At 34.6% G+C, this 12,914-nt stretch carries 13 protein-coding genes; 12 read left to right on the forward strand and 1 reads right to left on the reverse strand.

Features of this window, described 5'->3' with window-relative positions; all coding sequences use genetic code 11:
• Positions 1-310: 310 nt before the first annotated feature.
• Positions 311-1,627, reverse strand: a complete 1,317-nt coding sequence (gene ahcY, locus G9Q29_RS02545; RefSeq protein WP_166132966.1) for an adenosylhomocysteinase — start codon at positions 1,625-1,627, stop codon at positions 311-313.
• Between the two features lie 280 nt (positions 1,628-1,907).
• Between ahcY and G9Q29_RS02550 the strand changes: the two genes are divergently transcribed.
• From G9Q29_RS02550 to G9Q29_RS02605, 12 genes are all read left to right on the forward strand, one after another.
• Entirely contained in the window at positions 1,908-2,555 is a 648-nt protein-coding gene (locus tag G9Q29_RS02550) for a 4'-phosphopantetheinyl transferase family protein (protein ID WP_166132968.1), read from the forward strand.
• Between the two features lie 13 nt (positions 2,556-2,568).
• Positions 2,569-3,282 (forward strand): geranylgeranylglyceryl/heptaprenylglyceryl phosphate synthase, encoded by a 714-nt coding sequence (locus G9Q29_RS02555; protein WP_166132970.1) that lies wholly within the window; start codon positions 2,569-2,571, stop codon positions 3,280-3,282.
• 7 nt (positions 3,283-3,289) lie between these two features.
• Positions 3,290-3,919, forward strand: a complete 630-nt coding sequence (gene pnuC, locus G9Q29_RS02560; RefSeq protein WP_166132972.1) for a nicotinamide riboside transporter PnuC — start codon at positions 3,290-3,292, stop codon at positions 3,917-3,919.
• Positions 3,874-6,000 carry a DUF4301 family protein gene (locus tag G9Q29_RS02565; RefSeq protein ID WP_166132974.1) on the forward strand — a complete coding sequence of 709 codons (2,127 nt, stop codon included), beginning with the start codon at positions 3,874-3,876 and terminating at the stop codon, positions 5,998-6,000. Before pnuC ends, G9Q29_RS02565 begins: the two co-directional genes overlap by 46 nt.
• Positions 6,001-6,019: 19 nt before the next feature.
• Positions 6,020-6,421, forward strand: coding sequence for an alternative ribosome rescue aminoacyl-tRNA hydrolase ArfB (gene arfB, locus G9Q29_RS02570; protein ID WP_166132976.1), 402 nt, complete (start codon positions 6,020-6,022; stop codon positions 6,419-6,421).
• 238 nt (positions 6,422-6,659) lie between these two features.
• Positions 6,660-8,810, forward strand: coding sequence for a TonB-dependent receptor (locus G9Q29_RS02575; protein ID WP_166132978.1), 2,151 nt, complete (start codon positions 6,660-6,662; stop codon positions 8,808-8,810).
• Positions 8,811-9,451: 641 nt separating this feature from the next.
• On the forward strand, positions 9,452-9,655 hold the full coding sequence (locus G9Q29_RS02580; RefSeq protein WP_205729819.1) for a hypothetical protein: 204 nt from the start codon (positions 9,452-9,454) through the stop codon (positions 9,653-9,655).
• Between the two features lie 76 nt (positions 9,656-9,731).
• Entirely contained in the window at positions 9,732-10,439 is a 708-nt protein-coding gene (locus G9Q29_RS02585; protein WP_166132982.1) for a GLPGLI family protein, read from the forward strand.
• Between the two features lie 75 nt (positions 10,440-10,514).
• Positions 10,515-10,775 (forward strand): hypothetical protein, encoded by a 261-nt coding sequence (locus G9Q29_RS02590; protein WP_166132984.1) that lies wholly within the window; start codon positions 10,515-10,517, stop codon positions 10,773-10,775.
• 94 nt (positions 10,776-10,869) lie between these two features.
• A complete protein-coding gene (locus tag G9Q29_RS02595) occupies positions 10,870-11,604 on the forward strand; it encodes a GLPGLI family protein (protein ID WP_166132986.1) in 735 nt (244 codons plus the stop codon).
• A gap of 334 nt (positions 11,605-11,938) precedes the next feature.
• Complete coding sequence (locus G9Q29_RS02600; protein WP_166132988.1) at positions 11,939-12,139, forward strand: hypothetical protein; 201 nt, start codon at positions 11,939-11,941, stop codon at positions 12,137-12,139.
• A 66-nt stretch (positions 12,140-12,205) separates the two neighbouring features.
• Positions 12,206-12,901, forward strand: a complete 696-nt coding sequence (locus G9Q29_RS02605; protein WP_166132990.1) for a GLPGLI family protein — start codon at positions 12,206-12,208, stop codon at positions 12,899-12,901.
• The last annotated feature ends 13 nt before the right edge of the window (positions 12,902-12,914 follow it).

Consider the following 12,914-nt stretch of genomic DNA (forward strand, 5'->3'; position numbering starts at 1 on the left):
AACTTTTGTCAAAATATAGTTCTGGACATTGATGCAATGTGATGAGCATCAATTTAGATTAAACGAAATTTATTAGAGTAATTTTTAAAGCTTCTAGCCTTTTTAAGGTTAGAAGCTTTTTTGAAAACAGTTTCGCATGAGTTATAGCAGCGGCATCCTTTTATGGAGTGCAGCGCAATAAAAGATACAGCGAAAAGCCCGACCCGCAGTTTTTACGGAGGGTCAATGCTCAAAAACAAAAAACCCTCGCATTGCTGCAAGGGTTTTTTTATTTTAATTTAGCTAGTTACTCAGGACTACGAACCAATTTTTAGTATCTGTAGTACTCTGGTTTGAATGGTCCGGCTACTTCAACACCAATATATTCTGCTTGATCTTGACGTAAAGTTTCAAGTTCTACTCCTAATTTAGCAAGGTGTAGCATAGCTACTTTTTCATCAAGGTGTTTTGGTAACATGTACACTTCGTTGTTGTAAGCAGCACTGTTTTTCCATAATTCGATTTGAGCTAAAGTTTGGTTTGTAAATGAGTTACTCATTACAAAACTTGGGTGACCTGTAGCACAACCTAAGTTTACCAAACGACCTTCAGCAAGAACGATAATGTCGTTACCAGCAATGGTATATTTGTCAACTTGTGGTTTGATTTCGATTTTTGAAGCACCGTGGTTTTTGTTTAACCAAGCCATGTCAATTTCGTTATCAAAGTGTCCGATGTTACAAACGATAGTTTTATCTTTCATTTTCTCGAAGTGAGAACCTAAAACGATGTCTTTGTTACCTGTTGTTGTGATAATGATATCAGCAGTAGCAATTACTGTGTCTAATTTTTTAACTTCAAAACCGTCCATTGCAGCTTGTAAAGCACAAATTGGGTCAATTTCAGTAACAGTTACAATAGATCCAGCACCTCTAAATGAAGCAGCAGTTCCTTTTCCTACGTCACCGTATCCACAAACAACTACTCTTTTACCTGCCAACATGATATCAGTTGCACGACGAACTGCATCAACTGCAGATTCTTTACAACCGTATTTGTTGTCAAATTTAGATTTAGTAACCGAGTCGTTTACGTTAATAGCAGGCATTGGTAATGTTCCCGCTTTAACTCTTTCGTACAATCTGTGAACACCAGTTGTAGTCTCTTCAGATAAACCTTTGATACCAGCAACTAAATGTGGGTAACGGTCAATAACCATGTTTGTTAAATCTCCACCGTCATCAAGAATCATGTTTAATGGCTGTCTGTCTTCTCCAAAGAACAAAGTTTGCTCAATACACCAGTCAAAATCTTCTTCGTTCAAACCTTTCCAAGCGTAAACTTGAATTCCGGCAGCAGCAATAGCAGCAGCAGCTTGATCTTGAGTAGAGAAAATGTTACAAGAAGACCAAGTTACCTCAGCTCCAAGAGCGATCAATGTTTCGATCAAAACTGCAGTTTGAATCGTCATGTGCAAGCATCCTGCAATACGAGCGCCTTTCAAAGGTTGTTCGTCTTTGTATTCTGCTCTAAGTGCCATTAAACCTGGCATCTCAGCTTCAGCTAATTCAATTTCTTTTCGTCCCCAAGCTGCAAGGGAAATGTCTTTAACCTTGAAAGCCACGTATGGCATAGTTGCTGTACTCATTTATTGTATATTTGTAATTATTTTGACTGTTGGCCTGCCAAATGCGGGCTAATTTTTTGCAAAATTACACAATATCTTAGGATTATAAAAACATTCACTTCTATTTATGAAATGTTTAGCGGTGTAAACTTTTAAAAATCAATAAAATAAAAAGTTTTCTAGCGTTTATTTTCGTTTTTAGGAGCTATTTCCCGCTTTTCACTGCAATCTTTTTTCCCGCTAAAGAAGCGGATAAAAAAGGATTTCCGTTGCAATCGGGGCTAAAAATCAAGTTAACAACATGCCTTTATTTCAAGATACACGCCCGCAATTGGGTACTCGAATGCTTATTTGGAAAGTCACGGAGTCGCTTACAGACTTGCAAAGCCAAATTCAATTAAGACCTGAAAGCCAAGCTCGGTTAGAGTCTATGAAGTCAGAGTTGCACCAACGTGCTTTTTTAAGTGTACGTATGTTGCTTCAGGAGGCGGATTTCACTGATTTTGATTTGTACTACGACATTTTCGGAAAACCGCACTTGCAGGATGGTCAGCATATTTCGATTACACATTCGCATGAATTTGCTGCTATTATTATTAGCGATCAAAAAGTAGGTATTGATATCGAACTGCAGCGCGAAAAAATAAAAAGTATCGCTTCTAAATTTTGTGATGCTGAACTAACTTTCCTCGTTGAACAAAGCCAAGATTACATTCCGAAATTAACCGTTATTTGGGGTGCAAAAGAGGTCATCTTTAAAATCAGAAACGAAAAAGGGATCAGTTTCAAAAATCACATTCGCATACAGCAATTCGATTTGAATGATCAATACGCCAACGCTCAATTATTATTTGACGCAGTGCCGCAAAACTATGACTTGTACTTTCAAGAAATTGAAAACTTTAGTTTGGTTTATGCTTTTGAACAAAATCGCATTCAAAACATTTAATGTTGATATCTGCATGAAAACTATTTACAGTGAGATTTTAAAAGCAAAAGAAAAGGGTAGCAAGTTGTTGGCTATTTTGCTTGATCCTGATAAGATTACTTTAGCGCTACTGAGTGTTTTGATTCCAAAAATCAATCAATCGCCAGCAACACATTTATTCATTGGCGGAAGCCTAGTTACTTCCAACATTCTGGACGAATTGATAATTACTTTAAAAAGAGATTGCGCTTTGCCAGTGGTTCTTTTTCCAGGCAATCCCTCGCAAATTTCGGATAAGGCTGATGGGATTTTGTTCCTATCATTAATCTCAGGCAGAAACCCTGATTATTTAATTGCTCATCAAGTTCAGGCTGCGCCTATTTTAAAAAGAACACAACTAGAAATTATTTCGACTGGCTATTTACTGATTGAAAGTGGTACACAAACTGCGGTAGAACGTGTAAGTAAAACAAAACCGCTAGATCGCTCCAACATTGATTTGGTTGTGGCCACTGCATTAGCGGGTGAAATGTTGGGTCATCAATTAATTTATCTTGAAGCAGGTAGCGGCGCTAAGCAAGCGGTGCCAATAAATGTGATTACTGCCGTTGCACAAAATATTAAAATTCCGCTAATTGTAGGCGGCGGAATTAAAGATTTACAAGGAATTCAACTTGCTCACGACGCTGGCGCAGACCTAGTGGTTATAGGTACCGCATTTGAAAACGATATTAATTTTTTTAACTAAACTTCCTATGTTTGATTATTTTTTTGCGCAATACAGCACGTATCCTAGATTAGATGTGTACCTCGAAATTATTGCCGTAATATTTGGTCTTTTGAGCGTTTGGTGTGCCAAAAAAGACAATATCTGGGTTTTTCCAACAGGTTTGGTAAGCACTTTGATTTTTGTCTATCTACTTTGGAAATGGGTTTTGTGGGGCGATATGATGATCAATGGTTACTATTTTATAATGAGTATTTACGGCTGGTATCATTGGACCCGCAAAAAAGGAGATGAAGTGGCGTTCCCTATTGCTACAATTTCTTCAGCAGAAAAACGAATTGCCATATTTCTTTTTATATTTACGGTCGCATTTGTTGTGGCGGTGTACCATCTTTTTGATAAATTCACTACTTGGTACGCTTACGTAGACACATTTATAACTGGAATTTTCTTTGTAGGAATGTGGCTTATGGCCAAGCGAAAAGTAGAAAACTGGATATTTTGGATCATCGGAGATGTCATTTCGATTCCTTTGTATTTTTTTAAAGGGTATACTTTTACCAGTTTTCAATATGTAGTATTTACAATAGTTGCCATATTTGGCTATTTAGAATGGAAGAAAATCTCAAACAGCGCTCTAGTGGCGAAAACAGAGTAGTAAAAATAACCTTATTTGGTCCTGAAAGTACCGGTAAAACAACATTAGCCAAGCAACTTGCGGCACACTATCAAACAGAGTGGGTGCCCGAATTTGCTCGTGATTATTTGCAACAAAAATGGGATTCGAATCAGCAATTGTGCACACTAGAGGATATGTTGCCTATTGCTGAAGGACAAATGCAACTTGAAAACAAAAGTGTTTTAAAAGCAAAAGAGCTACTATTTTGTGATACCAATTTAATGGTTACCAAGGTTTTCTCCGATTTGTATTATGGTACTTGCCCAGATGCTTTACAAGAGGCAGCAGTTTCGCATGAGTATGATTTGTTTTTTTTAACGTCTATTGATGTACCTTGGGAAAAAGATGATATCCGAGATACTCCGCAAGGGAGAGAGGCCATTTTTACTGAGTTCAAGCAGGCGCTAATTGATCATAATAAACCTTTTCTAACTCTTAGTGGAGATCAAGAAACGCGTTTTAAGACAGCCGTTACAATTATAGATGAATTGGTTTTGGCCAACAAATTAGGCTTTTCGACCGGCGATTTTTTACAGATAAAAGAACACGGAATTGCGGTTAAGAATATTGAACAGCAGTTGCATTTTTTTAAAAATGGAATAGCACCAGCAAAACTTTTACGTCCGGCAAAATTATCGGATGGTATTTTGAAATTATCTGAGACAGACTTCCAAATGCATGCCTCATTTTTTGATGCGCACAAAGACGAATTTAAACTTTCTAAGTTTGTACCCGCCTCAGGAGCAGCTAGTAGGATGTTTAAATTTCTAACCGAATTTCTAAATGATTTTGATATTGAAAACGAATCAATAAATGCTTACATCAATCGAAAGAAAGCTAGTGAATTGTCTATTTTTATTGTAGGAATGGATAAATTTCCATTTTTTGAAATGGTATATGAAACATTAAAAAAAGAATTCGAAAATTTTGATAGTCTTGATCGTAACCTTAAGAATTATTACTTCATAAAGGTACTTTTATCTCCTACTTATTTTAATTTTGCAAATAAACCAAAAGGGGTTTTACCTTTTCACAAATACGCCACTCGCTTTGCAACTCCGGTAGCTGAGCATTTGCTAGAATGTGTACAATACGCTACCGCACAAGAGAAATCTAATTTACATTTCACGGTTTCGCAGTCTCATCAAGCGTACTTTGAGCAAGTGGTTTTAAGCGATTTGGCCAATGTTCAAGAGAACAATAATGTCACTATCGATATAACATACTCTTACCAGAATCAAAGTACAGATACCATTGCCGTTACTCCAAATAATCATCCGTTTAGGGATGCTGCTGGTCAGCTCTTATTTCGACCAGGAGGACATGGCGCTTTAATTGAGAACTTGAATCAAATTGAGGCAGATATTGTTTTTATTAAAAATATAGACAACGTAGTTCAAAACGATCTCGATAAGGTGGCATTGTATAAAAGAGCATTAGGAGGAATTTTAATTGCTTTGCAAAAACAAGTTTTTAATTATTTACAAGGCTTGGATGCCGCAAATGTACCTTCCACGTACATCAATCAGATTGTTGTTTTCTTGAAAGATAAATTTCATATAATACTTTCAGATGATTTTCAAACGGGAACACAAAAATATAAAGTGGCGACTTTGCACGCTATTTTAAACAGACCAATTCGAGTATGTGGAATGGTGAAAAATGAAGGAGAGCCTGGTGGAGGTCCTTTCTGGGTTCGACAACAAAATGGCTCCGTTTCGCTGCAAATTGTAGAGAGTTCTCAAGTAGATATTAACGATTCACAACAAAAAGAGATTCTGCAAGCAGCCACTCATTTTAATCCAGTAGATTTGGTTTGCGGTTTAAAAGATTATATGAATCAAAAATTTAATTTACCTGACTATGTTGACTGCAATAGTGGATTTATAGTTGAAAAAAATAGCGCAGGTCAGCCTATTAAAGGATATGAACTACCTGGTTTATGGAATGGCGCCATGGCCGATTGGTTGACTATTTTTGTACAAGTGCCGTTGGTTACTTTTAATCCTGTGAAAACGGTAAACGATTTGTTAAAGCCAACGCATCAATCGTATAACTAATGTTGACTCATTTCTAAAAATGGATAAAACACAATTACAATCAGAGATACAATATAAGGCTGTAAGGAGTAGTGGAGCTGGCGGTCAAAATGTGAACAAAGTATCTTCAAAAGTTGTGCTGAGTTTTGATTTGAAAAATACGCAAGGCTTGAACGAAGAACAAAAGCAGTTGGTCGCGACGCAATTGCAAACACGTTTAACGGCTGATGGGATTTTAAATTTAAGTTGTGACGAAGACCGAAGTCAGCTTCGGAATAAGGAATTGGTAACAAAACGATTCTTTGAATTGGTAAAAAAAGCACTGATTGTACCCAAAGAACGAAAACCTACCAAGATTCCTAAAGGTGTCATTCGCAAACGAATAAAGGATAAAAAGAGCGCTTCCGAAGTGAAAAAAAACCGTCGCAAACCCGATTTTTAAAATTTATTACAATTCATAATTTGTAATTCACTTTTTATAAGTAGTTTTGCACTGTCTCAAAGGGGTGCTCTAAATAACGAGCTGAGATCATACCCAAAGAACGGGAACAGGTAATGCTGTTTACGGAAAATTGACAAAATAGTAGAGTGCACGCTAGTGTCTTGTCATAGAAACAAATCATTTTATTAATTAAAACAAAAAAGAATAATTCCCCCTTTTATTCGTAATCTTTTTACGGATGAAAACTTTATTTTTCAAAAATGACCAAGTGCCAATGGTCGAGCGTCAAACAAAATTAATGCGAGTATTTTTTACACTTCTTGCATTTTACACTTCACTTTTCACATTTGCACAAGTAAAAGATACTACTAACGTCAACAAGCTCGATGCGGTTTTAGTATCGGCAGTACGTGTTACTACAAAAACACCAGTTAGTTTTAGCAATCTCACTAAAAAAGAAATTAAATTCAGAAATCTAGGTCAAGACATTCCTATTTTAATGAACTATTTACCATCTGTTGTCACTACATCTGATGCAGGAAATGGTGTAGGCTATACCGGTATACGAGTGCGTGGTAGTGATGCTACCCGTGTAAACGTTACCATCAACGGTATTCCTTATAACGACTCCGAAAGTCATGGAACCTATTGGGTGAATATGCCTGATTTTGCTTCATCTGTCGAAAGTTTACAATTGCAGCGTGGAGTAGGAACGTCTACTAATGGAGCGGGTGCTTTTGGCGCAAGCCTTAACATGCTTACCGATAATTTTGCAACAAAAAGTACTGGCGAAATCTCTAATTCGTTTGGTAGTTTCAATACACGTAAGCATACCGTGAAATTCAGTACCGGATTGATGAACGATCATTTTGAAATTGCAGGCCGTTTATCAGCACTAAACTCAGATGGGTTTATTGACAGAGGCGCTTCGGATTTGAAATCGTATTTTTTACAAGGAACGTACGTTGGTAAAACAACCTTAATCAAAGCTTTGGTTTTTGGAGGAAATGAAAAAACGTATCAGTCTTGGAACGGAATTGATGGTGAAACCTTGAATGCCAATCGCAGATTCAACACGGCAGGAGCTTTTACAGACGAACAAGGTAATATGCGTTTTTATGATAATGAAACCGATAATTACCAACAAGATCATTCACAGTTGCATTGGAACGAGAAATTTTCGGATAAATGGAGTACCAATTTTGCTTTGCATTACACCAAGGGAAAAGGCTATTACGAAAACTACAAAGAAGATGCTGACTTTGCAGAATATGGATTACAGCCTTTTGGTACAGTTACGACAACCGATTTAGTGCGTCAAAAATGGTTGGATAATGATTTTTATGGTACCACTTTTTCAGCTAATTACAAAGACGAGTCAGTAGATGTTATTTTTGGTGGAGGCTGGAACAAGTACGAAGGCAATCATTTTGGTGAAGTTATTTGGGCTCGTTTTGCTTCGCAAAGTGAATTGGGCGACAAGTATTACGATGATGACGCCATCAAAACTGATGGGAATATTTTTGCGAAAGCCAATTATCAAATTACAAGTCAGTTAAGTTTATTTGGAGATCTTCAATTTCGATCTGTAAATTACAAAGCTGATGGTGTGCAAGCACTACCGGTAAATGATACTTTCAACTTTTTTAACCCAAAAGCAGGTTTGACTTATACGGTAAATGCAAGCAATGCTTTGTACGCTTCGTACGCAAGAGCCAACAGAGAACCAAACAGAAGTGATTACGTAGGTGGCAATGTAAGGCCTGAGAAATTAAACGACTTTGAATTGGGTTGGAGGTATACTGCTGAGAAAACACAAATTAATACCAACGTGTATTATATGGCTTATAAAGACCAATTAATTTTGACCGGAAACCTAGATGATGTTGGCGCACCAATTCGTTCTAACAGTGAAAAAAGTTACCGATTAGGATTAGAAGTAGATGCAACTATTGCATTTAATGAGCAGTGGATTATTCGACCTAATTTTACCTTGAGCGCTAATAAAAACAGAGACTTAGCTGTTGAAGGGCAAAACTATGGAACTACAGATATTGCTTATTCTCCATCAATTATTGCAGGAAATATTATAGTGTTTTCGCCTATTAAAAATCTGCATCTTTCATGGTTGCAAAAATTTGTGGGTGAGCAGTACATGAACAATATTGAGTTGCCAGCAGCACGATTAGCTGATTATTTTGTCAATGATCTAAACGTAGCATACACTTTTAAACCAAAAACCATATTTAATGAAATAGTCTTAACGGGCTTATTGAACAACTTTTTAGATAAAAAATACGTTTCAAATGGGTACATGTACGATATCTATCCGTACTACTATCCGCAAGCGGGGACTAATTTCTTGCTAGGTTTGACCCTGAAGTTTTAAAAGAAGAGTTTGTAATTGGAGTAAATCCTGATGGTTCGCTGTCAGGATTTTTTAGTTATTGATAGGAGGGAATATCACCAAAAGTGGGTATTGTAGGAGCTTTAAAAAAGAGGTATCCTTGTGTTTGGTACTTTTAAACTAGCATTTGGTATAATCGTCAAAACGAAACTGGAGGATTCTAGGTTTAATATAGTATTTGGAGGTACTAATAATTATTTGTCCGATCATTTTTAAGCAACTTTTTTGTAAAAAAGAATTTAAAATTGAATACTCAATAGGTAAAACAATTACTGATGAACAATAAACCAAAAACGTACTTTCAAATTAGTATTTTTGCTATTGTTGTATTTTTCATTCTGTAAAGTTTGGTTTCTACATTCTGTTTATTGTAAAACATTTATTTGTGTCTAGTTATTAAATTTATTAAAAGTATAAACTTGTTAAATTATAGTTAATATTTAAAGAAAATTCTTTTAAATAGTTTTTTTTTGATATTTGACTTGGTTAACCAAAAAAACTATTAATAAATTTAAAAATTTTAAGAATGAAATCGCAGATTCACGAAAACCAAAAAGAAATATAAACCTGAGTAAAAATTAGTATTTACCGCTCTAGCAGTGGTAGCATTTAGTGGAGCTGCAATGGCGAAGAATTTTGAAGTAAAAGAAAGCATTAAAAAAACGTCAAAGAAAAAAACATTTGCGACCACGGATTGTAATACAGCAAAGTTTGTAGCTTACGTTGATGCGAAAGCTGCTGGATTTAGTCACGAAGCTGCCGTTGGTATGTCCTATTCTGTTTATTTTATGTGTTTGGGATTAAACGATGCCACAATATCGCAATAAACAAGAAACTAAATTTAATTAAAATGTAATGACGCACCAATTTCGATGATTTTGGTGTGTTATTGATATATATAAGATGAATAAAATCATTGTTATTTTAATTTTATATGCAGCTGTAGGTTACAGCCAAGGTAAAAATGTTACGGTGACTTACGGATTAATAATAGAAAAGGAAGCAGGATTATTTGATAATAACGCCGTGTTAAAAAACATGCTTGAAAAATCCATACTTGAGTCTAAAAAACTAACGTTTCAATTAATCATAACAGAAAATGGTTCTAAATTTTATAGCGAAGCAAATTTAGAGAATGACAGTGCTCCCGGTTTAAAAGGATTTATCTATGGCATGGCACATTATGCAGGCACCGTTTACACCTTAAAAGAAAAACTATTATTTCAAAAGGATTTGTTAGGAAAAAACATTTACACACAAGAGGATTTGAAAGATAATTGGCTTTTGACTAATGAGACCAAATTAATAGATAATTATTTATGTTACAAAGCCACTAATATCTATACAGTAATTAACGGATCTAAAATTTTTAGCCATCCTGTAATTGCATGGTATTGTCCAAAATTACCGTTTCCGCACGGTCCCGTCGGTTATGGAAATTTGCCTGGGTTGATTTTAGAACTTCGGGTACGAAATACTGTGTACGGAGCAAAAAATATAAAACTAGATAGTGATTCAAATTTTGATATCAAAGCTTTTGAAAAAATAAAAATCTTAAATCAGAAACAATTAGAAGAAGCCTATGATAAACTGAATGGTTTTATTGAATAACCATATTTACAAGAAAACTAATCTCCTGAATTTTTTTGTTTAATCGTAATTTAAAAATCAAAAAAAAAATTAAGAATGAAGAAAATGATTTTTACCGCTCTATCAGTGGTAGCATTTAGTGGCGCTGCAATGGCGAAAACTGCTGAAGTTAAGGAAGATGTTGTATTCAGCAACGAAAACAAAGTAGAAGCTGCAGTTGTGCAAGGTCCTGGTGATAACGAGGGAACAGCTACTCCATGTCAGGAATCTGCTATTTTACTTTACGAATCTATTATTAATGGTGGAGAGGATAAACCTCTTTTATTAAGTGCCTTAATGGGACTTTGCATGTTGTAAACTTCTAGATGTAGTTAAAGTTTACATTGGAAATACTTGAACTTTCTCAGTTTTAATTGAGAAAGTTCTTTTTACAATCTTAATTATAAAATTAATGAAAAAATTTTTGCTGCTATTTTTGTTTTTGGTAAATGTTATTCAAGCTCAATCAGGAAAGGTTATTTATGCTATACAAGTTAGTCCACCTGTAAACACCGTCAAAGCGGAACAAATAGTTTTAATGGAGACTTTATTGCAAAATGCGAATCTGCAAGAATTTCAATTATTGTTTAATTCTACAAGTTCTAGTTTCAAAAGCATTGAAAGTATGAATACCTTATCAGCCTATGAGGCGCAAATAAATACCATCGCAAAATTAGCATTTAGTTCTGCAGATGAGATTTACTTTGACAAGAAGGCACAAACGGAGTACATCAAAAAAGACGATGGACTTATAGTTAAGGATGATAATTTATCTTTAAATTGGACCATAACAACAAATTCAAAATTAATTGGTTCTTATCTGTGTTATGAAGGTATTTTAAAAAGAACTTTTATTAACAGAAAGGGAGAAACCAAAACAAAAGAGATAATTGCTTGGTTTGCACCTCAACTTCCATATTCTTACGGTCCTAAAGATTTTCATGGATTACCTGGATTAATTTTAGAATTATACGAGGACAAAACTGTCTATAGTGCGAAAAATATTGAACTTATAAAAGATGACCAAAATATATACTTCCCAAAGGGCAGAACAATATCTAAAGAGGAATATGAAAAAAAACTTGAATCTTCAGAAGCAGGGGTGATTATAGGTAAAAAACGAGAAAAAGAGAAAAACTCGCAATAACAAAAGTAATGTCAAATAAGTTATTTTTGCTTTTGTTGTATTTTTCATTCTGTAAAGTTTGGTTTCTACATTCTGTTTATTGTAAAACATTTATTTTGTATTAGTTAATAAATTAATAAAGAGTATAAACTTGTTAAATTATAGTTAATATTTAAAGAAAATTCTTTTAAATAGTTTTTTTTTGATATTGGAATTGGTTAACCAAAAAAACTATTAATAAATTTAAAAATTTTAAGAATGAAATCGCAGATTCACGAAAACCAAAAAGAAATATAAACCTGAGTAAAAATTAGTATTTACCGCTCTAGCAGTGGTAGCATTTAGTGGAGCTGCAATGGCGAATACAGAAGAAGTTAAGGAAGTAGAGCTAAAGTTTGTAAATGATCCTTGTAGTGATGTATGTCATTTAGCTTATGACTTAGCAATAAAAGAAGGCGCAGATCATGACACAGCAGACAAGGCTGCAGATCTTGCGTATGGAAATTGTATAGCTTCAAGAAAAAATTTACCACAAGAAGCGGCAATTAGTCAATAAAGACAGATTAATATGAGGCACATTATTAATTTTATTTTAATGTGTCTCATTTAAAAAATAACAACAATGAAAAAATATTTTTTAATTTCCTTACTCTTACTATGTCTCTCCAATTTTGCGCAAGTAAAAGGTGGCATTGCTACGTACGGCATTACCGTTATTGAAGATAAGGACAGTCAATTAGACAAACTCATGTTGTCTATGAACGCCAACTACTACTCCATAATAAAGGAATTTGAATTTATACTAAAGTTTAATTCTGAAAAAGCGCACTTTCAAATGACGGAGAAAATGTATTCTGATAATACGGCCGCCGATATGGGTATGGTAAAGATTAGATTCAACGGAAATTCTTTAATTGCCAATGACAGTATTTTCAGTGAATATTCTTCTAGAAATTTGGGTGATTTCATTGTTAAAAAAGCATTAAATAAAAATTGGACTTTAACAAACGAGTCAAAATTAATTGGAGTTTACAAATGCTTCAAAGCTACTACTGAAGATGTTGTAGTTACTAAAGAAAAGACCTTTCGTCATCCTATTACCGCATGGTATTGTCCAGAAATTCCTTTTCCGTATGGGCCCTTAAGTTACGGTGGTTTACCCGGATTAATCTTAGAATTGCAAACGAAAAATGGAGTATATGGCGTAAAAAAAATCGATTTAAAACAAACTCCAATCGAAATTGAGGCTTTAAAAAAATATAAATTGATTCACAAAGAAGAATTAGACAAATTAATTGAGATAAAAAATAGTAATTAAATCCATACTTAAT

This window comes from Flavobacterium turcicum, from assembly GCF_011365745.1.
Taxonomy (GTDB): domain Bacteria; phylum Bacteroidota; class Bacteroidia; order Flavobacteriales; family Flavobacteriaceae; genus Flavobacterium; species Flavobacterium turcicum.

What these genes read in the sequence shown, in the direction of transcription:
- ahcY (WP_166132966.1), bottom strand. Translation starts at nt 1,627, where the DNA reads ATGAGTACAGCAACTATGCCATACGTGGCTTTCAAGGTTAAAGACATT.
- G9Q29_RS02550 (WP_166132968.1), top strand. Translation starts at nt 1,908, where the DNA reads ATGCCTTTATTTCAAGATACACGCCCGCAATTGGGTACTCGAATGCTT.
- G9Q29_RS02555 (WP_166132970.1), top strand. Translation starts at nt 2,569, where the DNA reads ATGAAAACTATTTACAGTGAGATTTTAAAAGCAAAAGAAAAGGGTAGC.
- pnuC (WP_166132972.1), top strand. Translation starts at nt 3,290, where the DNA reads ATGTTTGATTATTTTTTTGCGCAATACAGCACGTATCCTAGATTAGAT.
- G9Q29_RS02565 (WP_166132974.1), top strand. Translation starts at nt 3,874, where the DNA reads ATGGAAGAAAATCTCAAACAGCGCTCTAGTGGCGAAAACAGAGTAGTA.
- arfB (WP_166132976.1), top strand. Translation starts at nt 6,020, where the DNA reads ATGGATAAAACACAATTACAATCAGAGATACAATATAAGGCTGTAAGG.
- G9Q29_RS02575 (WP_166132978.1), top strand. Translation starts at nt 6,660, where the DNA reads ATGAAAACTTTATTTTTCAAAAATGACCAAGTGCCAATGGTCGAGCGT.
- G9Q29_RS02580 (WP_205729819.1), top strand. Translation starts at nt 9,452, where the DNA reads ATGGCGAAGAATTTTGAAGTAAAAGAAAGCATTAAAAAAACGTCAAAG.
- G9Q29_RS02585 (WP_166132982.1), top strand. Translation starts at nt 9,732, where the DNA reads ATGAATAAAATCATTGTTATTTTAATTTTATATGCAGCTGTAGGTTAC.
- G9Q29_RS02590 (WP_166132984.1), top strand. Translation starts at nt 10,515, where the DNA reads ATGAAGAAAATGATTTTTACCGCTCTATCAGTGGTAGCATTTAGTGGC.
- G9Q29_RS02595 (WP_166132986.1), top strand. Translation starts at nt 10,870, where the DNA reads ATGAAAAAATTTTTGCTGCTATTTTTGTTTTTGGTAAATGTTATTCAA.
- G9Q29_RS02600 (WP_166132988.1), top strand. Translation starts at nt 11,939, where the DNA reads ATGGCGAATACAGAAGAAGTTAAGGAAGTAGAGCTAAAGTTTGTAAAT.
- G9Q29_RS02605 (WP_166132990.1), top strand. Translation starts at nt 12,206, where the DNA reads ATGAAAAAATATTTTTTAATTTCCTTACTCTTACTATGTCTCTCCAAT.